Here is a 21,630-nt window from a genome sequence, read left to right as displayed (position 1 = left end):
CTATTCCCCTTCCCGGCATTCGTGCCAGCGATCGTCGCCCTCTCCGGCGCGCAGGCCGAACAGTGCGCCATGACCGACGTCCACCTGCAGCAAGCGCTCGCGCGGCAAGCCACGGGCGCGAGCGAGCAACAGACGGATGACGCCGCCATGGGTCACCAGCAGCACACGACGGCCGGCGTGACGCTGGCGCAGGCGTCGCTGGGCGGCCAGCACCCGCGCCTCGAACTCGGACAGCGGCTCGCCGCCCGGCGGGGTAAAGGCGTAGGGATCGGCCCAGAAGCGGCCGAGCGCCTCGCTGTGGCCGTCCATCAGGCTGGCCGCCGAGCGCCCCTCCCAAGCGCCGAAATGCAATTCGCGCAGATCGTTTTCCAGTTCCAGCTCGATCCCCTGGCGCTGCGCCAGTTCCTCGGCGAAGGCGCGGCAACGTTGCAATGGCGAGCTGACCAGCAGGTCCCAGCGTCCGCCTTCCACCGCCGTGCGCATCTGCGCCCAGCCACGCGCGGTCAAGGCGTCGTCGAGGCTGCCGCGGAAACCGCCGCCGGACTCGGTTTCGCCATGCCGCAGGAGGTCCAGGCGCAGGCTCATGCCGGGCGGTCCGAGACCGCCGCTTCGGCGAAGGTCGCCATCCCCGCGTGCAGCGCGCAGGCCTGGCGCAGCAGCGGCACCGCCAGCGCCGCGCCGCTGCCCTCGCCCAGGCGCAGGCCGAGATCGAGCAGCGGTTGCGCCGCCAGGGCTTCGAGCACATGCCGATGGCCCGGTTCGGCACCGCTGTGGGCGAACAGCAGCCAGTCGCGGCAGGCCGGGTTCAGGCGCACCGCGCAGAGCGCCGCGACGCTGCAGATGTAGCCGTCGACCAGGGCGACCATGCCTTTCTGCGCGCAGGCCAGGTAGGCACCGGCCAGCGCGGCGATCTCCAGCCCACCGAGACGGCGGAGGGTTTCGAAGGGGTCGGCGCGATGGGCGCCGTGCAGGGCCAGGGCACGCTCGATCACCGCGGCCTTGTGCGCCACGCCGCTGGCGTCCAGCCCGGTTCCCGGCCCGACCAGCGCGCTCACCGGCGCATCCAGCAGCGCGCAGGCCATGGCCGCCGCCGCAGTGGTATTGCCGATGCCCATCTCGCCGCCGATGAACAGCTGGCTGCCGGCCTGCTCGGCGCGGCGCACGCTTTCGCGCCCGGCCTCGAGCGCCAGCAGGCACTGTTCGGCGCCCATCGCCGGGGCCTCGACGAAGTTCGCGGTACCCGCCGCCAGGCGCAGGTGGCGCACGCCGGGCAAGGCTTCCAGGGGGACGGCGGTGCCCAGGTCGACCACCTCCAGGCCGGCACCGAGTTCGCGCGCCAGCACGCTGATCGCCGCGCCGCCGCGGACGAAGTTGCGCAGCATCTCGCCGGTGACCGCCTGCGGATAGGCCGAGACGCCCTCGGCGACTACCCCGTGGTCGCCGGCGAAGACCGTCACCCAGAGCCTCTCCAGGCTCGGTCGTTCGCGCCCCTGCAACGCCGCCAGGTCGATCGCCACCTGCTCCAGGCGGCCCAGCGAGCCGCGCGGCTTGGTCAACCGGTCCTGGCGTTCGGCCGCGCGCCGGCGCATCTGCGGGTCCGCCTCGCGGCAGGTGTCGCGCCACCATTGCAGACTCATAGCGGTTCTCCTTTCAACGGCATGGGCAGGCCGGCGACGGTGAAGGTCACCCGCTCGCAGCGTTCGGCGAGGGCCTGGTGCAGCCAGCCGGCCTCGTCGACGTAGCGCCGGCTGAGTTCGCCCAGCGGCACCACGCCGAGCCCGGTTTCGTTGCTGACCAGGATGATCCGTCCCGGCAGCGCGCCGAGACATTCCAGCAGCGCCTCGCGCTCGCCGTCGAGACGCTGGGGATCGTCGCAGAGCAGCAGGTTGGTCAGCCACAGGGTCAGGCAGTCGACCAGCAGGCAGCGTCCGGCCTCGGCCTCGCTGCGCAGCGTCGCCGCCAGCGCCAGGGGCTCTTCCAGGGTTCGCCAGTGGGCCGGGCGGCGCGCGCGGTGCTCGGCGATGCGCCGGCCCATTTCGCCGTCGCCGGCCTGGGCGGTGGCGATGTAGCTCACCGCCAGCCCGCTCTCGGCGGCCAGGCGCTCGGCCAGGCGGCTCTTGCCGGAACGGGCGCCGCCAAGGATCAGGTCACGCATGGGGTTCTCCGCAGAGGGCGAGCAATCGCCCGGTATCCAGGTGGCGCTCGACCAGGTCGGCGAGCCGCTCGATGTCGCGTTCGCGCAAGGCCTGGTAGTCCACCGCCTGGACCTCGAGCAGGCCGGCCCAGCGCAGCAACGCCGAACAGGCCGCGGTGGATTCGAACAGGCCATGCAGGTAGGTGCCCATGACGTTCCCGTCGACGCTGCGGGCACCATCCGCGCGGCCATCGTCGAGCACCACCGCCGGCCGCGCCAGGGCTTCGCCACGGGTGACTCCGGCATGGATCTCGTAGCCCGACAGCGGCGCGTCCTCCAGGCTCAGGCGGCCCTGTACGTTGCGCAATTGCTTGTCCGCCTCCAGGGTCGTTTCCAACGCCAGCAGGCCGAGGCCAGCGCTGCTGCCGGCCGCGCCTTCCAGGCCGAGCGGATCGTGCAGGCGCTCGCCGAGCATCTGCAGGCCGCCGCAGATCCCCAGCAGGCGACCGCCGTAGCGCAGGTGACGGAGGATCGCCTCGTCCCAGCCACGCTCGCGCAGCGCCGCGAGGTCGGCGCGCACGCTCTTCGAGCCGGGCAGGACGATCAGGTCCGCCGACGGCAGCGCCTGGCCGGGGCCGACGAAGCTCAACTCGACCTGGGGGTGCAGGCGCAGCGGATCGAAATCGGTGTGGTTGCTGATCCTCGGCAGCACCGGCACCACCACCTTCAGGCGCGGCCCGACCTTGGCCGCCTGGCGCGTGTCGATGGCGTCCTCCGCCTCCAGGTGCAGGTCGCTGACATAGGGCAGCACGCCGAGCACCGGCTTGCCGGTGCGCGCCTCCAGCCAGTCGAGGCCGGGTTGCAGCAGGGCGATGTCGCCGCGGAAGCGATTGATGACGAAGCCTTTGACCCGCTCCCGCTCCGAGTCGGAGAGCAGTTCCAGGGTGCCGACCAGGTGGGCGAAGACCCCGCCGCGGTCGATATCGGCGACCAGGATCACCGGGCAATCCACCGCTTCGGCGAAGCCCATGTTGGCGATGTCGTTGGCGCGCAGGTTGATCTCCGCCGGCGAGCCGGCGCCCTCCACCATCACCACCCGGTAGGCGGCGGCGAGCCGCCCATGGGAAGCCAGCACCGCTTCCATCGCCACGCGCTTGTAGTCGTGGTAGGCGGCGGCGTCCATGCTGGTCACCGCGCGGCCATGGATGATCACCTGGGCGCCGATGTCGGTGTTCGGCTTGAGCAGCACCGGGTTCATGTCGGTGTGCGGCGCCAGCCGGCAGGCCTGGGCCTGGACCGCCTGGGCGCGGCCGATCTCGCCGCCGTCGGCGGTGACCGCGCTGTTCAGCGCCATGTTCTGCGGCTTGAACGGCACCACCGCGACGCCGCGCCGGGCCAGCCAGCGGCACAGCGCGGTCACCAGGGTGCTCTTGCCGGCGTCCGAGGTGGTGCCCTGGACCATCAGGGTCCGTCCGCGATCACTCATGAGCAGGCTCCTTGAAGCCGAGCAGCGCGGCATCGAGCCGGGCCCAGGCGGCCTCGTCGGCGGGCAGGCCGAGGCGCAGGCTGGCCGGCTGCTCGAATTGGCGGGTGAGGATGCCGCGCCGCGCCAGGTAGTCGTGCAACGCCGCGCAGCGTGGATCGACCAGGCGCTGGAACAGCGCGCTGCCGCCCGCCGGCGGCCAGCCGTGGCGGCGCAGCAGTTCCTCCAGGCGCTGGCTGGCGGCCAGCAGGCGCTCGCGCTGCTGGCGCTGTTGCTGGCGGTCGCGCAAGGCACTCTGGGCCACATGGCGCACCGGGCCATTGACCGTCCACGGACCGAGCTGCTCGGCCAGCGCCTGCAACAGCGGCCGTTCGCCGAGGGCGAAGCCGAGCCGCGCACCGGCCAGGCCGAAGAACTTGCCGAACGAGCGCAGCACGATCAATCCGGGCCGGTTGCTACAGGCCGCCAGGCTCGACTGCGGGGTACAGTCCATGAACGCCTCGTCGACCAGCAGCCAGCCGCCGCGACGTTGCAGGCGGGCATGCCAGGCCAGCAGCTCGGCGGGCTCGAAGACCCGCCCGGTGGGGTTGTTCGGGTTGACCACCAGCAGCACGTCGAGGCTGTCGAGATAGGGCTCGACCTCGGCCTCGCCGATCTCCCGCACCAGGTGCCCGGCCTGGCGCCAGGCGTGGGCGTGCTCGGCATAGCACGGCGACAGGACGCCGACCCGCCCGCCCCGCCGCAACCTTGGCAGGGCCTGGATCGCCGCCTGGCTGCCGGCCAGCGGCAATACCCGTTCGGCGCCGTAGTAGAGGCAGGCGGCGGCTTCCAGGCCGTCGTCGCTCTCCGGCAGGCGGGTCCAGGCCTGCTCGGGGATCGCCGGCAGCGGAAACGGCCAGGGCGCGATGCCGGTGGACAGGTCCAGCCAGTCCGCCAGCGGAATGTCGTAGCGGCGCGCCGCCTCGCGCAACCGCCCTCCGTGTTCAAGCATGCAGCCACCCCATGGCCCAGAGTCCGGCCAGCACCAGCAGCCAGAGCAGCACGCCCTGGCGCACCAGCGCCAGGGCCCGATAGATGTCGCGGCCCTGCGGCTGCGGGCCGCTGCCGAGGAGCGGCCGCTGGTGCAGCTCGCCGTGGTAGATCGCCGCGCCGCCCAGGGACACGCCCAGCGCACCGGCGCCGGCGGCCATCACCGGGCCGGCGTTGGGGCTGTCCCATTGCGGCGCCTGCTCTCGCCAGCAGCGCAGGGCCTGGCGGGTGCCGCCGAGCAGCGCGTAGGTCAGCGCCACCAGCCGCGCCGGCAGGTAGTTGAGGATGTCGTCGATCTTCGCCGCGGCCCAGCCGAAGCGCTCGAAGCGCGCGTTGCGGTAGCCCCACATCGCGTCCAGGGTATTGCTCAGGCGATACAGCACCACCCCCGGCGCGCCGGCCACGGCGAACCAGAACAGCGCGGCGTAGACCGCGTCGCTGCCGTTCTCCAGTACCGATTCGGTGGCCGCGCGGGCGACCCCGGCCTGGTCCAGCTCGCGGGTATCGCGGCTGACCAGGTAGCCGACACGTCGCCGCGCCTCGTCCAGGTCGCCGGCGCGCAAGGCCAGCGCCACCGGTTCGGCGTGCTCGCCGAGGCTGCGCAGGCCGAGCGCGGCGTACAGCGCCAGGGCCTGGACCAGCCAGCCGAGGTAGGGAAGTTCAGCGAGCGCCCAGGCCAGCAGGGTCAGCGGCAGTACCGCGAGGACCCAGGCGGTCACCCCGTGGCTGCGCCAGCCGACCCCGGGATCGCCCTCGCCGGCCAGGCGCGAGCGGTTGAAACGGCGCTCCAGGCGATCGGCCAGGCGGCCGAAGGCGACCAGCGGGTGCCAGCCCTGCGGCTCGCCGAAGCGCGCATCCAGCGCCACGCCGAGGATACCCAGCAGTGCGCTCATGCTCGCTCGCCCCAACGGTTCTGGTAGACCAGCTCGGCCAGCGGACGCGGTTCGCTCCAACCCTCCAGCGCCAGCATCGGCGCCGGGTAGAACTCCGCCACCGGGCCCAGGCAGAGCACCGCCACCGCCTCGCTGCCGGGCGGCAGGCCGAGCAACTCGCCCAGCGCGGCCGGATCGAACAGCGACACCCAGCCCATCCCCAGGCCCTCGGCGCGACTGGCCAGCCAGAGGTTCTGGATCGCGCAGGCGAGCGACGCCAGGTCCATCTGCGGCAGGGTCCGGCGACCGAACACATGGCGTTCGCGGTCGTCCATCAGGGCGGCGACCAGCAGTTCGGCGCAATCCAGCACGCCCTCGACCTTGAGCCGCATGAACTCGTCGGAGCGCTCGCCGAGGGCTTCGGCGGTGCGTCCGCGTTCCTCCTCGACCAGCCCGTGGATGGCCCGGCGCAACGCCGGCTCGGTGATACGGATGAAGCGCCAGGGTTGCATCAGGCCGACGCTGGGCGCCTGGTGTGCGGCCTCCAGCAGCCGCGCGAGCAGCTCCGGCGCCACGCTGCCGCCGCTGAAGTGGCGCATGTCGCGGCGCTCGGCGATGGCCCGGTAGACGGCGGCGCGTTCCGTGGCGCTGAAGGCGTGGGAAGAATCGGACATGTCAGTCGGCGTCTCGCGCGGGCGCCAGCAACGCAGCGGCGGCCTGCGGGTTGGAAGGCAGGTAGAAATGGATATAGGAAGCCGTCAGCCGGCCAAGACGGAACACCGCCTCCGCCGTGTTCCGGCCGTTCGGGCAGACGCCACGGGCCAGAGGCTCGACGGCGCAGTCGAGGGTCGAGTGATGGAAGGTATGCCCGCGCAGCCGCCCTTCCGGCAGCTCGACCTCCTGCAAGGCCAGGGCGGTCAGGCGCTTCTGCAGGCGCGCCCGGCCCGGCAGCAGGCCGAGCAGTTCGCCGCGCTCGCCGTCGGCGTCTTCCAGGCAGTCGAGCAGGTAGAGCATGCCGCCGCACTCGGCCAGCAGCGGCTTGCCGGCGGCATGGTGGGCTCGGATCGCCTCGGCCATGGCGCGATTGCCCTGCAGGCGCCCCAGGTGCAGTTCGGGATAGCCGCCCGGCAGGTACAGGCTGTCCACGGCGGGCAACGCCTGGTCCTGCAGCGGCGAGAAGAACGCCAGTTCGGCGCCGAGTTCGCGCAGCAGGTCGAGATTGGCCTGGTAGAGGAAGGCGAACGAGGCGTCGCGGGCCACGCCGATGCGCACGCCTTCCAGGCTACGTTGCAGCGGCGCCGGAGCGGGCACCTCGAAGGTCACCGGCTCCGGCAGGTCGGTCTCGGCGCTGGCCCGCAAGGCGTCGGCGGCGGCGTCCAGGCGCACATCGAGATCGGCCAGTTCCTCGGCCTGGACCAGGCCCAGGTGGCGGCTCGGCAATTCGAATTCGGCCGAGCGCGGCAGACCGCCGAACCAGCGCATGCCGGGCGGCAGGCAATCGCGCAGGATGTCGCTGTGGCGTTGGCTGCCGACGCGGTTGCCGAGCACTCCGGAAAACGGCAGGTCCGGCTGGAAATGCGCCAGGCCGTAGGCCAGGGCGCCGAAGGTCTGGGCCATCGCCGCGCCGTTGATCACTCCCAGCACCGGCACGCCGAAACGCCGCGCCAGGTCTGCCGCCGAGGGGTTGCCATCGAACAGGCCCATCACCCCTTCGATGAGGATCAGGTCGGCCTCGCCGGCGGCCCGCGCCAGCAGGCGTCGCGCTTCGGCCTCGCCGACCATCCACAGGTCGAGCTGGTAGACCGGCGCGCCGGAGGCGCGGGCGAGGATCATCGGGTCGAGGAAGTCCGGCCCGCACTTGAACACCCGCACCCGTCGCCCCTGACGCGCATGCAGGCGGGCCAGGGCGGCGGTGACGGTGGTCTTGCCCTGGCCGGAGGCCGGGGCGGCGATCAGCAGGGCCGGACAGCGTGCCTGGGTCATGGGCGAAGCGTCTCCGCGCACGGCGCCGGCATCAGAACTCCACTCCTTTCTGCGCCTTGATCCCGGCCTTGAACGCGTGCTTGACCAGGCTCATCTCGGTCACCGTGTCGGCGGCCTCGATCATCCCCGGCTGCGCGCCGCGGCCGGTCACCACCACATGCTGCATGGCCGGGCGCGCCTGGATGTCGGCGAGGACCCTGTCCAGTTCCAGGTAGCCGTGCTTGAGGGCGATGTTCAGTTCGTCCAGCACTACCAGGCCAACGTCCGGGTCGGCCAGCAATTGCGCGGCGACCTTCCAGGCCGCCTCGGCCTTGGCGATGTCGCGCTGGCGGTCCTGGGTCTCCCAGGTGAAGCCCTCGCCCATCACGTGATAGCTGACTTCCTCGGGGAAGCGCCGGAAGAAGGCTTCCTCGCCGGTGCTGGCGGCGCCCTTGATGAACTGCACGACACCGACCTTCATGCCATGGCCCAGGGCCCGCGCGACCATACCGAAGGCCGAGCTGCTCTTGCCCTTGCCGTTGCCGCTATGCACCAGGAGCACGCCGCGTTCGTCGCGGGCCTGGGCGATCTTCTCGTCGACCACGGCCTTCTTGCGCTCCATCCGCTCGCGGTGGCGCTGGTCCTTCTCGGGGGATTCGTTCATCGTCGATCACTCCTTGCGGCGACGCGGCCGCGCCGTCGCCTTGTTCATTCGAAATACCCGGCCTCACAGAGCCTGGTAGCGCACGCTGAGGTAGACCGCCTGGCCAGGCTGGTTGTAGCCATACGCGGTTTCGTAGTCGGCACCGAACAGGTTGGCGATCCGGCCCTGCAGGCGCCATTCGTCGTTCAGCCGGTACTCGCTGCGCAGGTCGAGGGTGGCGTAGCCGCCCAGGCGCACCTCGTTGGCCGGGTCATCATAGCGTCGGCCTTCGGCGTGCACGCTGGCGCCCAGCGAAAGACGCTCGAAGCGCCGGTCCAGTTCCAGGTTGAACATCCGCCGCGCCCGGCGCGGCAGCTCGTTGCCGTCGTTGACGCCGCCGGAACGGTTTTGCGGGTCGAGGAAGGTCGCGTTGGCGTTCCAGTCCCAGCCCAGCCACTGGCTGCCGAGGACCAGTTCGACGCCACGGATGCGCGCTTCGTCGATGTTGTTCGGCTGCCCCCAGGGGCGCCCCGGCGCCGGACGCGGATCGTTGCCGATCAGGTCGTCGACGTTGGTACGGAAGGCATTCACCGCCCAGTGCCCCCAGCCATGCGTACCGCTCAGCCCGACTTCCAGGCTGCGCGAAGTCTCGGCGTCCAGGTCGGGATTGCCGTAGTCGGGGTAGTAGAGTTCGTTGAAGGTCGGCGCCTTGAACGCCGTGCCGTAGCTGACGGTGAAGCGCAGCGCGTCGCTCAGCGCGTAGCCCCAGGCGGCGCTGCCGGTATCGTGCACGCCGAACTGCTGGTTGTCGTCGCGGCGCAGGCTCAGTTGCCAATCCTGGCGACCGTACCGGCCGAGGTACTGGGCGAACCAGCCTTTGTTCAGCCGCGAGTCGACGCTGAAGGCTTCGCTGCTGCTGATCTCGTCCTTCTGCCAGTCGTAGCCGAGGGTCAGCACATGGCCTTCGGCCAGGGTCAGGTCGTTCTGCCAGGACAGGCTGTCGCGACGGGTATCGAAGCGCGAGTAGAAACGGCCATCCTGATAGGCATCAGCCTTGTCCTCGCTGCGCCCGGCCTGGAGGGTCACCAGCCAGGGATCGAACGGAGTGAAGCGGGCACGGCCGCCGACCAGGTTCTGCTCGCCGTCGGCGTTGGCATTGAAACCGGAGTTGCCGAAGACCTGGTCATAGTCGTTGTGCGACTTGGCCCTGAGCAGGGTGCCGTCGAGTTCCAGGCCATTGTCGAAGCGATAGCCGCCGCGCAGGTTGCCGGACAGGTTGCGGTAGCCGTCGCGGTCTGGCTCATAGCCCGCAGTACCGGCGCGCTTGGTATTGATCCCCGCCGTATCGAAGCTGCTCACCCCGAGGCTGTACCAGCCGTTGCCGGCGCCGCCGCTGACCCCGGCGCTACCCTCCAGGGTCTGATGGGTGCCGTAACCGGCGGAGAAGAACGGCTTGGCGCCCTGGCCGTCGCCGCGCCGGGTGAAGATCTGGATCACCCCGCCGATGGCCTCCGAGCCGTACAGGCTGGAACGCGGCCCGCGGACCACCTCGATGCGCTCGATCAGCTCCACCGGCAAATCCTGGAACGCGGTGAGGCCGGCGCTGGCCGAGCCGACCTTGATGCCGTCGATCAGCACCAGCACATGGTCGGACTCGGTGCCGCGCAGGAACAGCGTGGTGTTCTTGCCGAAACCGCCGTTGTTCGCCAGCGACACGCCGGGTACCTGGCGCAACAGCTCCGGCACGCTGCGCGCCTGGCTGCGCTCGATATCCTCGCGGTCGATGACGCTCACCGCCGCCAGGCTCTGGGAAGCGGTCTGGGCGGTACGGGTGGCGGTCACCACCTGGTCGGCAAGGCTGACCGGTTCGGCCAGACTCAGGGAAGACGCGCCGCACAGCGCCACGGCTGCCGGGGTCAGGAAAACTCTGTTCATGCTCTGCGCTGCTCCGTCGCTCTCACCCGCGCGACCTGGGTTGAGGCAGACGGAGGACGAAGCGACGGCAGGAGACGTCCGACAGCGCCCTCCGCGATGCCGTGGGTGCGTCAGGCCGGTCTCCGGGCTCGCGAGCGAAGCGCTGGACGCTTCCAGCCGCGCCTTCCCATGCCGGAGCACAGTGGTCATCGAGCGGCTGTCTGATTCGCCTACCGTTGCGGGGGCAGCGCTGGCCTGGTTCCGACGGAACGCACCAGCTTCCCTGTTTCACCCCTTGCGGGGCACCTGTCGCAAGGCGCGCAGCTTAGTGGTTCGGGGCTTGCGCGGTCAATGTGGCCGGCCACCGCAGAACTAGCGCCCGGCTCCGGGGAGCGGGTCCGCGCGCAGCGCCGTCCCGGCCGGAGCATGGCTGCGGCACCACTGCCGCCAGGTGGCCTGCAACTGCACCAGCGCGGCGCCGGCCAGCTCGCCGCGTTCGCTGCCGGCCAGCGGGCTGGCGGCCAGGGCCTTGAGCAGGCGCGCGGTCGGCGGGTCGAGGGCGTGTTCACGCTCGGCCCGCGGGCCATCGCCCAGCAGCGCCAGGCGCAGGCGCCGCAGGTAACGGTCGCGGGCCTGCGCCAGGGACGCCGGGACCTCCTCCAGGCACTGCCGCAGGTAGAGCAGCTCGTCGCCGAAGTCGAGTCCCATCAGGCCGTCCGACCAGGGCTGGCGGCGCCCCTCCGGTAAACGGTCGTAGCGCTGCGCCAGGCGGATCAGGCGATCCGCGGTGCGCCCGCCGAACCAGGCCTCGGCCTGCGCCGGCGAGCGCAGGGTGAGCCGCGCCAGGTCGCCGAGGGTGGCCTGCAGCATGCGCCGGTAATGGCGTTCGCCCGGCCGCAGGCTGACCAGGTTGAACACCAGCACGGCGAAGGCCACCCCAAGCACCGTCGACAGGGCGTTGTTGAGGAAGTGCGCGAGGTCGTAGCTCATGCTGTTGCTCGGCGCGACGTTCTTCACGAAGAAGATGCAGAACGGCGAGGCGATCCCGGCCAGGCTCGCCCGGTTCACGCACAGCGCGGCGAAGAACAGCGGTACGCCCAGGCCCAGGCAGAGCAGCGGGAAGCCGTCCACGCCGGGCAGGTAGAACAGTGCGACGAAGCCGGCCAGCGGGATCGACAGGAGAATCCCGCGAAGGAAGTTCAGGCCGGCCTGGGCCGGGTTGTCGCGGCTGGCGAAGAGACTCAGCACCACGCCGGTGATCGACACCGCGCCCAACCCGCTCGGCCAGGCGCTGGCCAGCCAGAACGCGGCTACGCAGAGGAACGCCAGGGCGCTGCGCAGGCCGAACAGCACGCCGCGCTCGATGTCCCGGTGCCAGGCGATGGCGCCCGGCGCCTGGCGGGTGGGCGCGCCATAGACCAGCGCCTCGACGCTACGCCCGGCCGCCCTCGCCTCGCCGAGCAGGCGTTCGAGGCAGACCAGGCACAGGTGCAACTGTCCGTGCGCCGCGTCCAGCGCCAGGCGCAAGCGCTGCCGGCAGGCCTCGAACTCGGCCTGGCGGCCCTCGCGCAACAGTGCCTCGAGTTCTTCCAGCCAGGGCTGCAAGGCGTGCGCGCTGGCCGGATCGAGCAGCCTCCGCTCGCGAGCCACCTTGCGCGCCGCGCGCAGCAGGCCGAGCAGGTCGAGGCCAAGCACGCGCAAGGCCTGGGAACGGGCGCGGCCGAGCGCGCCCTCGAACCAGGCGTGGTCGCGCTGGGCGTCCGCCGCGGCGATCCGCCCCAGCGCCGCGAGCAGCTCGCCGCGTTCGTCGGCGCCGCGCAGCTCCGCCGCGGCCGCCTGCAAGCCGGCCTCCCAGGCCGCCTTGCCCTGGTTCGCCAACTGGCGTTCCAGGCGCCGCGGCCAGAGCAGCACATTCACCAGCGCCGCGCAGAGGATGCCCAGGCCGATCTCCGAGCAGCGGGCCACCGCCTGGTCGAACACCGTCGCCGGATCGGCGCTGGCCGGCAGGGCGACGATCGCCGCGGTGTAGCCGGCCAGGACGAAACCGTAGGACGCATGGTTGTGCAGCAGCGACGCGCCGGCGGTGCAGAACGCCAGCCAGAGCGCCATCAGCAGGAGGAAGGGCAGCGATGCCTGGCCATAGAGCGCGACCATGCCGATGGACACCAGCGCACCGGCGCAGGTGCCGATCAGGCGGAACATGCCCTTGGCCAGGACCATGCCGCTATAGGGCTGGCTGACCACGAACACCGTCATCAATGCCCATTGCGGCTGCTCCAGCTCCAGGCTGAAGGCCAGGTACAGGGCCAACCCGCCGGCCAGCAGGGCCTTCACGGCGAACTGCAGTTCGTGCAGGCGCGGGCACAGCAGCACCTGCACCAGGTCGGAGGAAAAGAAGGAAGGCTTGGCCATCGCGGACGCCCCGAAATACATGAGCGAGCGAATTATTAGCAAGCTAATTTTCTATTGTCCAGCCTCTCCGCGAACTTTCCGGAAGAGCGTTTCGCCCTGCGAAACATGCGCCACGGAGGCCCACTGAAGCCGACCAACACGCCTGCGCAGAAGGCGCCAACCGGCAGCGGCAGCCGCCGAACGTTCGTATACAATATCCCGCACGTTCCCAACGCCACGCAGGTTGCCCCGCTTGCCTCTCTCCATGCTCAACGCCCCTAACCTGGGCATCGCCCCCTCGGCCTCCGAGATCATCGCCAAGCACCTGCGCGAAGCGATCATCGCCGGGCATTTCGCCGAGGACGAACCGATCCGCCAGGACGACATCGCGCAACTCTTCAATGTCAGCAAGATTCCCGTCCGCGAGGCCCTCAAGCGCCTGGAGGCGGAAGGCCTGGTGCTGTTCCAGCGCAACAAGGGCGCGGTGGTGACGCGTATTTCCGAACCGGAACTGGCGCAGATGTTCGAAGTGCGGGTGCTGCTCGAGGCGCAGGCGATCCGCCTGGCGGTGCCGAACATGGACGAGACCACCTTCGCCCGCGCCGAGGCGATCTGCGCCGACTTCGTCGGCGAAGACAACGTCGGCCGCTGGGCCGAACTCAACTGGCAACTGCACGCCTGCCTCTACGAACCGGCACAGCGGCCGTTCCTGGTCAACCTGATCCGCTCCATCCACGACAAGCTGGAACGTTACCTGCGCATGCAGATGAGCCTGTCCGAAGGCAAGCAGCGCGCCGACCAGGAACACCGCGAGATCGTCGCCGCCTGTCGCGCCGGCGATGCCGAACGGGCCGCGGCACTGATCGAGGCACATATCGTCGGGGTCTGCCGGACCCTCTACGAACACCTGCCGAACCGCCCGGCCAGCACCTGAGCCGGGCCATCCCAGCTATGCCGCTTTCGTCATCCGCCTGAGCGAAAACCCTCAAGCGCCCCGCCCCGCCGAAACGCCACCCTGTGGCGCATTCCCCGGCACAGGCGAGGGCCACCATGCAACGCATCCGCATCATCGATTCGCATACCGGCGGCGAGCCCACCCGCCTGGTCATCGGCGGCTTTCCCGATCTCGGCCAGGGCGACATGGCCGAGCGCCGGCGCCTGCTCGGCGAGCGCCACGACGCCTGGCGCGCCGCCTGCATCCTCGAGCCGCGCGGCAGCGACGTACTGGTCGGCGCCCTGCTCTGCGCACCGGTCGATCCCGAAGCCTGTGCCGGAGTGATCTTCTTCAACAACAGTGGCTACCTCGGCATGTGCGGCCACGGCACCATCGGCCTGGTCGCCTCGCTGGCACACCTCGGGCGGATCGGTCCCGGCGTGCACCGCATCGAGACGCCGGTCGGCGAGGTCGAGGCGACCCTCCACGAGGACGGCTCGGTCAGCGTGCGCAACGTGCCGGCCTACCGCTACCGTCGCCAGGTCAGCGTCGAAGTGCCCGGCATCGGCCGGGTCAGCGGCGACATCGCCTGGGGCGGCAACTGGTTCTTCCTGGTCGCCGGACACGGCCAGCGCCTCGCCGGCGACAACCTCGACGCCCTCACCGCCTACACCGTCGCCGTCCAGCAGGCGCTGGACGACCAGGACATCCGCGGCGAGGACGGCGGCGCCATCGATCACATCGAACTGTTCGCCGACGACCCCCACGCCGACAGCCGCAACTTCGTGCTCTGCCCCGGCAAGGCCTACGACCGCTCGCCCTGCGGCACCGGCACCAGCGCCAAGCTGGCCTGCCTGGCCGCCGACGGCAAGCTGCTGCCCGGCCAGCCCTGGCGCCAGGCGAGCGTGATCGGCAGCCAGTTCGAGGGGCGTTACGAATGGCTCGACGGCCAGCCCGGCGGGCGTATCGTGCCGACCATCCGCGGCCGCGCCCACGTCAGCGCGGAAGCCACCCTGCTGCTGGCGGACGACGATCCGTTCGCCTGGGGCATCCGCCGGTGAACGCCGAGGTCATCGTGGTCGGCGCCGGCATCGTCGGCAGCGCCTGCGCCCATGAACTGGCGCGTCGCGGCCTCGACGTACTGGTGCTGGACAGCCGCCGCGGCGGCGCCACCGCGGTGGGCATGGGGCACCTGGTGGCGATGGACGACAACCCGGCCGAACTGGCCCTCAGCGACTACTCGATCCAGGCCTGGCGCGCCTGGGCGGCGGAGTTGCCGGAGGATTGCGCCTATCGCGGCTGCGGCACCCTCTGGCTGGCCGCCGATGCCGCCGAACTCGCCGAAGCCGAGCGCAAGCGCCAGGCCCTGCTGGCCGCCGGCGTCGCCTGCGAGATGCTCGACGCCGCGCGCCTGCGTGACCTGGAACCGGTCTTGCGGCCAGGCCTCGCCGGCGCCCTGAAGGTGCCGGGCGACGGCATCCTCTACGCGCCCAACGCGGCGCGCTGGCTGCTCGAACGAGCCGGCCCGCGCCTGCGTCGATTGCACGCCGAAGTCAGCGAAGTGGACGGCAGCCGCCTGCGCCTGGCCGACGGCCGCTGGCTGAGCGCCGAGGCGCTGGTGCTGGCCAACGGCATCCATGCCGGCGAGCTGTGCGCGGAGCTGCCGATCCGCCCGAAGAAAGGCCACCTGCTGATCACCGACCGCTATCCCGGCACCCTCCGCCATCAACTGGTGGAACTCGGCTATGTCAGCAGCGCCCACGCCAGCAGCGGTACCTCGGTAGCCTTCAACGCCCAGCCGCGCCCCACCGGGCAGATCTTCCTCGGCTCCTCGCGGCAGTTCGACACGCTCGACCCGCAGGTGGAAGGCCCGGTGCTGGCGCGCATGCTGCGGCGTGCCCTGGACTACCTGCCGGGGCTCGCCGGCCTCAATGCGATCCGTGCCTGGACCGGCTTCCGCGCCGCCACTCCGGACGGCCTGCCGCTGCTCGGCGAGCACCCGGCGCAGCCGGGCCTGTGGCTGGCGGTCGGCCACGAGGGCCTGGGCGTGACCACCGCGCCGGGCAGCGCGCGCCTGCTCGCCGCCCAGTTGTTCGGCGAAACGCCGCCGCTGGATCCCACGCCTTATCTGCCGCAACGCTTCCTCTCCAGCTCCGGGAGTGCCCGGCCATGATCGAACTGTTCATCGACCGGCGTCCGCTGCGGGTCGCCGTCGGTACCAGCGTGGCGGCCGCCCTCGCCCTCGGCGGCGACGGCTGCTCCCGCAGCGCGGTCGGCGGCGGGCGGCGCGCGCCGTTCTGCGGCATGGGCGCGTGCCAGGAATGCCGGGTATCGATCGACGGTCGGCGACGCCTGGCCTGCCAGACCGTCTGCCAACCCGGCATGCGCGTGGAGACCCAGGCATGAGCGCCGACTACGACCTGCTGATCGTCGGTGCCGGCCCCGCCGGCCTGGCCGCAGCGCTGGCCGCCGCGCCGAGCGGCGCGCGCATCGCCCTGGTCGACGACAACCCGGCCGCCGGCGGACAGATCTGGCGCGACGGCCCACGTGCCAACCTGCCGCCGCGTGCCCATCAGATGCGTCAACGCCTGGCCGGGCACACCAATGTCGAGCACTTCCCGGCGACCCGGGTGGTCGCCTGCGGTCCCGGCAGGCGCCTGTTGCTGGAAGACCCGCAACGTGGCTGGCAGGTCGGCTACCGACGCCTGGTCCTCTGCACCGGCGCCCGCGAACTGCTGCTGCCGTTTCCCGGCTGGACCCTCCCCGGCGTCACCGGCGCCGGCGGCCTGCAGGCGTTGGCCAAGGGCGGCCTGCCACTGGCCGGCCAGCGCCTGGTGGTGGCTGGCTCCGGCCCGCTGCTGCTGGCCAGCGCCGCCAGCGCCAGCCAGTGCGGGGCGCGCCTGCTGCGCGTCGCCGAACAGGCGCCGGCGAGAACCCTGGCCGCCTTCGCCGTACGCCTCCCGCGCTGGCCCGGTAAGCTGTGGCAGGCCGCCGGCCTGTTCGCCCGTAGCTACCGCGCCGACAGCTACGTGCTCGCCGCCCTCGGCGAGGAGCGCCTGGAAGCCGTGCGCCTGCGCGAAGGCGGTCGGGTCCGCGAGATCGCCTGCGAACGCCTGGCCTGCGGCTTCGGCCTGGTGCCCAACGTGCAACTCGGCCAGGCCCTCGGCTATCGCCTCGACGGCCAGGCGCTCGCCGTCGACGAATGGCAGGCCGGCAGCCTGCCCGACCACTACGCCGCCGGCGAATGCACCGGCTTCGGCGGCAGCGAACTGGCCCTGGTGGAAGGCGCCATCGCCGGCCATGCCGCCGTCGACGAGCGCGACGCGGCTCGCCGCCTGTGGCCACGACGGCGACGCTGGCAGGGCTTCGCCGACACCCTGGCGCGACACTTCGCCCTGCGTGCCGAACTGCGTGAACTGGCGGAGGCGGATACCCTGGTCTGCCGTTGCGAAGACGTCCCCTTGGCCGCGCTGGCCGGGCATGCCGGCTGGACCGAGGCCAAGCTGCACAGCCGTTGCGGCATGGGCGCCTGCCAGGGGCGGATATGCGGCAGCGCCGCGCAATTCCTGTTCGGCTGGACGCCTCCGGCGCCGCGTCCGCCGTTCAGCCCGGCGCGCCTGGAGACCCTGGCCCGCTGGCAGGGCGACGCCGGCTAGCGACGCTCGGCGCGATACAGCCAGCCGAGGCCGGCCAGCGACAGCAGCAGGCCACCCAGCAGCATGGGTGTCAGCGGCTCGGCGAACATCCAGTGCGCCCATAGCAGGGTCAGCGCCGGGCTCAGGTACAGCGCCGCGCTGCCGCCCTGTGCGGAAAGATGGCGCAGGCCCAGCCAGTACAGGCCGTAGCCGCCGAAGGTGGGCAGCAGCACCAGCCAGGCGAGCCCGAACAGGAATCCGCCAGACAGCGGCGGCCGCAGGCTACCCTCCGCCAGCGCCAGGCCGGCGAACGCCGGCAGCGCGGCGCCGATCTGCACGAACAGCACCACGGCCAGCGATCCCGGCGCATCGTCCCAGCGCTTCTGCAACAGGGTGGCCAGGGCCAGCGCCAGCATGCCCAGCAGCGGCAGGCCGTAGGCCCAGCCCGGCGCCCGCCCCAGCGCCAGCGCCGCATGCCCGGCCCAGAGCACCCCGGCGACGCCCAGGGCGATCCCCGGCCACTGCCCCGGCCGCGTTCGCTGCCCCGGCAGGACCAGCGCCAGCAAGGCCACCAGCAGCGGCAACAGGTCGGCCATCAGCGCCGCCACGCCCGGCGAGACGCCGAGTTCGATGGCCTTGGCGATCGGCGCTATGTAGCCCGCGTAGGCCAACGCCCCGATCAGCGCCTGGCGCCGCCACTGGCGCGCCGACAACCGGCGCAGCCCGGCCCAGGCGAAGGGCAGCAGCAGCGCCAGGCAGACGGCGAAACGCCAGAAGCTGGTGAGGAACACCGGCGCCTGTTCCATGGCATAGCGGTAGCCGACGAAGCCGGAACTCCAGGCCAGTACCATGCCCAGTTGCACGGCCAGCAGGCGGGTCGCCCCGGGCATCGCTCGCGGGGTGCAGGTGGTCGCGCGCATCGCTCGCCTCCGTCGGTCAGGTTCGAGTCGAGGCTAGGCGGCCTCCGCCGCTACTATCAAACGAAACTATCTGCACCAGTCATGCAGGAAATCGGAACCATGAGCGCCAACCTGGATATCGAGCTGCTGCGTACCTTCCATGCCATCCTGCGCTTCGGCCGTTTCCTCGCCGCGGCCAGCCACCTCAACCGCAGCCCCTCGGCGGTGAGCACCCACGTCCGGCGCCTGGAGGAACTGGCCGGCGGCCGGCTGTTCGAGCGCGACAACCAGTCGGTGCGGCTGACCCCGCTGGGGCAGCGGTTCCAGCGCCAGACCGCCGAGCTGCTGGAGACCCACGACCGCGTGCTCGCCGGGTTGCGCAGACGGGAAGAGCCGCTGCGGGTGCGCTTCGGCATTTCCGAGGAATACGCCGGCAAGCTGCTCGGCCGTCTCCTGCCGCGCCTCGGCGCGGAACTGCCGGCGCTGGAGCTGGAGGTGCTCACCGACGCCAGCGGCAGGCTGGCCGGACGCCTGCGGCGCGGCCAGTTGGACCTCGCCCTGCTGGTGCAAGCGCAAGACGAAACCCCGTACGACGGGCACTCCCGCGAGATCGGCGGCACCCAGCCGGTGTGGGTCGCCGGCCACGGCCTGCGGATCGACCCGCAACGCCCGCTGCCGCTGGCCCTGCACGGCCAGGGTTGTCCCTATCGGCAGGCGCTGCTGGAAGCCCTCGGCGCGACGGGCCGGCGCTGGCGCACGGTGGTCAGCAGTCCCGGCGCGGCGGCGCTGGAAGCAGCCATCGAAGGCGGCCTGGCGATCGGCGTGATCGACCGTGCGCGGGTCGGCCCGACGATGCGCGTGCTGGGGCCGGCGGAGGGCTTCGCCGAACTGCCCGCCCACCGCATTCGCCTGGCCTTCGCCCCGGGAGAGCGGCCGCCGGCGCTGGAGCGCCTCGGCGAACTGATCGCCGAGGAGTTCCGGCTCTGAGCCGCTACAGCGCCGGGCGCTAGACCCGCAGGCGGTGGCCGTCTGTCAGTCTCCGGCAGCAGTCGCTCACTGCGCGGCGATGCTTTCCCGTTCACGCCACTCGCGCAGCAACGCCTGGCGCCGGCGCCGCCCTCGATGTGCGCGCCCTGCTGTCGCAGGGTGGCGATATCGCGGTAGAGCGTGCGCAGGCTGATCCCCAGTTCGCCGGCAAGCACACGCCCGGCCACCGGGTAACGATGCCGGCGCAAAATCTGCAGCAGGTCGAGCAGGCGCTGGCTACGGGACAGGGCGCCGACTCACAGTTGCTCCAGGCAGTCGCGAGCGTGGTCGTCGAGGGGGACGAAGACCAGCAGGCGATCGCCGTTCTTCGGCGCCGACCACCAGTTGGTCTGCTGCAGTTCGAATTCGCCGCAGCGCGCATGACGGAAGCGCTTGAGCTGGTTTTCGATACCCATCACCTCATTGCGCCGCCAGATCTCGCGGAACTCCGCCGAAACCTCCAGGCAGCGCTGCAACTGCCGCTCCCACAGCGGATCGCCCATGCGCTCGACCATTGCCGCGCGGAAGAAGCCGACCATCCGCGGCAACGCCTCCTCGCGGTTGGCCATGCAGTAGCGCCAGCGCTCGTGGGTCAGCGCCAGGTAGATGCAGTTGCGGTCTTCCTCGGGGATCTCCGCCAGGTCGATGCCCACCAGCCGGCAATAGGCGCGGTTGTAGCCGCGGATGTCGAAACGGGCGTTCTGCACCATGGCCGGCAACGGGTCGAGGGCATCGAGGATGGCCTGGGTGGCGGCCGAAGGCTTCTCGCAGACCACCCGCCGCGCCGAGGTCGGCGCGGCCAGCCCGGCGAGGTTGAACAGGTGGTGGGTTTCCGTCTCGTTGCACAGCAGGGCCCGGGCGATGGCTCCGATCACCTGCTCCGAGGCGCGTACCGCGCGGCCCTGCTCCAGCCAGGTGTACCAGGTCACGCCGACCCCGGCGAGCTGCGCCACCTCCTCGCGACGCAGGCCCGGCGTGCGTCGGCGGCCGAGGCGGGAAATGCCGACCCGCTGCGGCTCGATGCTTTCCCGCCGGCGGCGCAGGAAGGCCCCCAGCTGTTCGGCGCGGGACGGCTGCGCGGGGCTTTCCGCAGCGTGGCTGGCAGGGGCGTCGAGGGGCATGGCGAAGTCCTCCGGAGGGCAGACGGGTAGCGCCAATACCAGGATAAGCAAGAACTGGTACCGGGTTAGCCAGAAGCGCATGCTGCCAGCCCACTCCCTTCCGCACAAGGACTCCGCCCATGCCCAGCACCGTCTCGTCGTCGCGGCTCGGCCTCGCCGGGCTCTGCATCCTGCTGGCGGGGCAACTGTTGCCGATGATCGATTTCTCCATCGTCAACGTCGCCCTCGACGCCCTCGCCCATTCCCTCGGCGCCAGCGAAACCGAACTGGAACTGATCGTCGCCGTCTACGGCGTGGCCTTCGCCGTGTGCCTGGCGATGGGCGGCCGGCTTGGCGACAACTACGGCCGTCGCCGCCTGTTCGATCTCGGCGTCGCCCTGTTCGCCGTCGCCTCGTTGCTTTGCGGGCTGGCCGGTTCGGTCTGGCTGCTGCTGGTGGCGCGCGCCCTGCAGGGCGTCGGCGCGGCGCTGATCGTGCCGCAGATCCTCGCCACCCTGCATGTCAGCCTCAGCGGCCACGCGCATTCCCGCGCGCTGGCCGCCTACGGCGCCATCGGCGGCCTGGCCTTCGTCGTCGGCCAGGTGCTCGGCGGCTTCCTGGTCTCCGCCGACATCGGCGGCCTCGGCTGGCGCAGCGTGTTCCTGATCAACCTGCCGATCTGCCTCGGCATTCTCCTTTGCAGCCGCCGCTGGGTACCGGAGACCCGCGCCGAGCATGCCGCCCGCGTCGACGCGTCGGGCACCCTGCTGCTCGCCGCGCTGATCCTCTGCCTGCTGCTGCCGCTGGCTCTCGGCCCATCGCTGCACTGGTCCTGGCCCTGCGCCCTGCTGCTGGCGGCGGCGGTGCCGCTGCTGGCCTGGCTGTGGCGCACCGAGCTGCGCCAGGAACGCCGCCAGGCCTGGCCGTTGCTGCCGCCGTCGCTGCTGCGCCTGCCGAGCATCCGCTTCGGCCTGTTGCTGGCGATCCTGTTCTTCGCCTGCTGGAGCGGCTTCATGTTCGCCCTTGCCCTGGCCCTGCAGGCCGGCGCCGGTCTCTCGCCGGTGCAGGCCGGCAATGCCTTCATCGCCCTCGGCGCCTCCTACTTCGTCTCGGCGCTGCTCACCGCCCGGGTGGCGGCGCGGATCGGCCCGGTACGCCTGCTGCTGCTCGGCTGCGTCATCCAGATGTGCGGCCTGCTCGGCCTGATGCTGACCCTGCAACGGGTCTGGCCGCAGCCGGGCATCCTCAACCTGGCGCCGGCGACCCTGGTGATCGGCTTCGGCCAGGCGTTCATCGTCAGCAGCTTCTTCCGCATCGGCCTCTCGGAGGTGCCGACCGCCCAGGCCGGCGCCGGCAGCGCCATGCTCGCCACCGTCCAGCAGGCCTCCCTCGGCCTCGGCTCGGCGCTGCTCGGCGCGGTGTTCGCGCACAGGCTGGAGCGCCATGGCGACTACCTGGAAGCGACGCAGACGACCCTGGCCGTCGAGTTCGTCCTGATGACGCTGCTGCTCGGCGCCACCTGCCTCTTCTACCTGCGCCGCGTGCGCACGGTGCCATTGCGCTGCGACTCGCCGGGCAACTGAGGCGCGCGGCCGGGCCCTGTTCCCG

At 71.5% G+C, this 21,630-nt stretch carries 20 protein-coding genes and 1 riboswitch; of the genes, 7 read left to right on the top strand and 13 right to left on the bottom strand.

Annotated elements, in window-relative coordinates; genetic code table 11:
• The 11 genes from cobC to HMPREF2914_RS15460 form a co-directional block, all read right to left on the bottom strand.
• Complete coding sequence (gene cobC, locus HMPREF2914_RS15510; RefSeq protein WP_003133498.1) at positions 1-585, bottom strand: alpha-ribazole phosphatase family protein; 585 nt, start codon at positions 583-585, stop codon at positions 1-3.
• Positions 582-1,637 carry a nicotinate-nucleotide--dimethylbenzimidazole phosphoribosyltransferase gene (cobT, locus tag HMPREF2914_RS15505; RefSeq protein WP_023092065.1) on the bottom strand — a complete coding sequence of 352 codons (1,056 nt, stop codon included), beginning with the start codon at positions 1,635-1,637 and terminating at the stop codon, positions 582-584. The genes cobC and cobT overlap by 4 nt, the downstream gene beginning before the upstream one ends.
• Entirely contained in the window at positions 1,634-2,155 is a 522-nt protein-coding gene (gene cobU / locus HMPREF2914_RS15500; protein ID WP_023092066.1) for a bifunctional adenosylcobinamide kinase/adenosylcobinamide-phosphate guanylyltransferase, read from the bottom strand. Before cobU ends, cobT begins: the two co-directional genes overlap by 4 nt.
• Positions 2,148-3,620, bottom strand: coding sequence for a cobyric acid synthase (locus HMPREF2914_RS15495; RefSeq protein ID WP_023092067.1), 1,473 nt, complete (start codon positions 3,618-3,620; stop codon positions 2,148-2,150). Before HMPREF2914_RS15495 ends, cobU begins: the two co-directional genes overlap by 8 nt.
• Complete coding sequence (cobD, locus tag HMPREF2914_RS15490; protein ID WP_003133501.1) at positions 3,613-4,608, bottom strand: threonine-phosphate decarboxylase CobD; 996 nt, start codon at positions 4,606-4,608, stop codon at positions 3,613-3,615. Before cobD ends, HMPREF2914_RS15495 begins: the two co-directional genes overlap by 8 nt.
• On the bottom strand, positions 4,601-5,539 hold the full coding sequence (cbiB, locus tag HMPREF2914_RS15485) for an adenosylcobinamide-phosphate synthase CbiB (protein WP_003111871.1): 939 nt from the start codon (positions 5,537-5,539) through the stop codon (positions 4,601-4,603). The genes cobD and cbiB overlap by 8 nt, the downstream gene beginning before the upstream one ends.
• The gene (gene bluB, locus HMPREF2914_RS15480) at positions 5,536-6,192 is read right to left on the bottom strand and encodes a 5,6-dimethylbenzimidazole synthase (RefSeq protein ID WP_003082592.1); all 657 of its coding nucleotides are present in this window, start codon (positions 6,190-6,192) and stop codon (positions 5,536-5,538) included. The genes cbiB and bluB overlap by 4 nt, the downstream gene beginning before the upstream one ends.
• A gap of 1 nt (position 6,193) precedes the next feature.
• Positions 6,194-7,501, bottom strand: a complete 1,308-nt coding sequence (locus tag HMPREF2914_RS15475) for a cobyrinic acid a,c-diamide synthase CobB (RefSeq protein ID WP_003086772.1) — start codon at positions 7,499-7,501, stop codon at positions 6,194-6,196.
• 31 nt (positions 7,502-7,532) lie between these two features.
• Complete coding sequence (gene cobO / locus HMPREF2914_RS15470; RefSeq protein WP_003086769.1) at positions 7,533-8,144, bottom strand: cob(I)yrinic acid a,c-diamide adenosyltransferase; 612 nt, start codon at positions 8,142-8,144, stop codon at positions 7,533-7,535.
• Positions 8,145-8,207: 63 nt separating this feature from the next.
• A complete protein-coding gene (btuB, locus tag HMPREF2914_RS15465; protein WP_023092068.1) occupies positions 8,208-10,058 on the bottom strand; it encodes a TonB-dependent vitamin B12 receptor in 1,851 nt (616 codons plus the stop codon).
• Positions 10,059-10,153: 95 nt separating this feature from the next.
• A riboswitch (cobalamin riboswitch) is annotated at positions 10,154-10,362 on the bottom strand.
• A 47-nt stretch (positions 10,363-10,409) separates the two neighbouring features.
• Positions 10,410-12,449: an FUSC family protein gene (locus tag HMPREF2914_RS15460; RefSeq protein WP_003123102.1), complete on the bottom strand. Its 2,040-nt coding sequence runs from the start codon at positions 12,447-12,449 to the stop codon at positions 10,410-10,412.
• A 244-nt stretch (positions 12,450-12,693) separates the two neighbouring features.
• On the opposite strand from HMPREF2914_RS15460, the gene HMPREF2914_RS15455 reads away from it, so the two are divergent.
• The 5 genes from HMPREF2914_RS15455 (at position 12,694) to HMPREF2914_RS15435 (ending at position 17,018) form a co-directional block, all read left to right on the top strand.
• On the top strand, positions 12,694-13,362 hold the full coding sequence (locus HMPREF2914_RS15455) for a GntR family transcriptional regulator (protein ID WP_003086767.1): 669 nt from the start codon (positions 12,694-12,696) through the stop codon (positions 13,360-13,362).
• A gap of 116 nt (positions 13,363-13,478) precedes the next feature.
• Positions 13,479-14,423 (top strand): 4-hydroxyproline epimerase, encoded by a 945-nt coding sequence (locus HMPREF2914_RS15450; RefSeq protein WP_003107552.1) that lies wholly within the window; start codon positions 13,479-13,481, stop codon positions 14,421-14,423.
• On the top strand, positions 14,420-15,535 hold the full coding sequence (gene lhpB, locus HMPREF2914_RS15445; protein ID WP_023092069.1) for a D-hydroxyproline dehydrogenase subunit beta LhpB: 1,116 nt from the start codon (positions 14,420-14,422) through the stop codon (positions 15,533-15,535). The genes HMPREF2914_RS15450 and lhpB overlap by 4 nt, the downstream gene beginning before the upstream one ends.
• Positions 15,532-15,768 carry a (2Fe-2S)-binding protein gene (locus HMPREF2914_RS15440; protein ID WP_023092070.1) on the top strand — a complete coding sequence of 79 codons (237 nt, stop codon included), beginning with the start codon at positions 15,532-15,534 and terminating at the stop codon, positions 15,766-15,768. The genes lhpB and HMPREF2914_RS15440 overlap by 4 nt, the downstream gene beginning before the upstream one ends.
• The gene (locus HMPREF2914_RS15435; RefSeq protein ID WP_023092071.1) at positions 15,765-17,018 is read left to right on the top strand and encodes an NAD(P)/FAD-dependent oxidoreductase; all 1,254 of its coding nucleotides are present in this window, start codon (positions 15,765-15,767) and stop codon (positions 17,016-17,018) included. Before HMPREF2914_RS15440 ends, HMPREF2914_RS15435 begins: the two co-directional genes overlap by 4 nt.
• Here the strand turns inward: HMPREF2914_RS15435 and HMPREF2914_RS15430 are convergent.
• Entirely contained in the window at positions 17,015-17,917 is a 903-nt protein-coding gene (locus HMPREF2914_RS15430; protein ID WP_003114958.1) for a DMT family transporter, read from the bottom strand. The two genes, HMPREF2914_RS15435 and HMPREF2914_RS15430, sit on opposite strands and share 4 nt — an antisense overlap.
• Before the next feature lie 99 nt (positions 17,918-18,016).
• On the opposite strand from HMPREF2914_RS15430, the gene HMPREF2914_RS15425 reads away from it, so the two are divergent.
• Positions 18,017-18,883 (top strand): LysR family transcriptional regulator, encoded by an 867-nt coding sequence (locus HMPREF2914_RS15425; protein WP_003082572.1) that lies wholly within the window; start codon positions 18,017-18,019, stop codon positions 18,881-18,883.
• Between the two features lie 296 nt (positions 18,884-19,179).
• Here the strand turns inward: HMPREF2914_RS15425 and HMPREF2914_RS15420 are convergent, their stop codons facing one another.
• Entirely contained in the window at positions 19,180-20,124 is a 945-nt protein-coding gene (locus HMPREF2914_RS15420; protein WP_003133531.1) for a helix-turn-helix transcriptional regulator, read from the bottom strand.
• Between the two features lie 38 nt (positions 20,125-20,162).
• On the opposite strand from HMPREF2914_RS15420, the gene HMPREF2914_RS15415 reads away from it, so the two are divergent.
• Complete coding sequence (locus HMPREF2914_RS15415) at positions 20,163-21,605, top strand: MFS transporter (RefSeq protein ID WP_023092072.1); 1,443 nt, start codon at positions 20,163-20,165, stop codon at positions 21,603-21,605.
• Positions 21,606-21,630 lie beyond the last annotated feature (25 nt).

It is taken from the genome of Pseudomonas sp. HMSC067G02, from assembly GCF_001813485.1.
Lineage (GTDB): Bacteria > Pseudomonadota > Gammaproteobacteria > Pseudomonadales > Pseudomonadaceae > Pseudomonas > Pseudomonas aeruginosa.
Note: the sequence above shows the minus strand (reverse complement) of the source record. Positions and strands in the feature narration are given on the sequence as shown.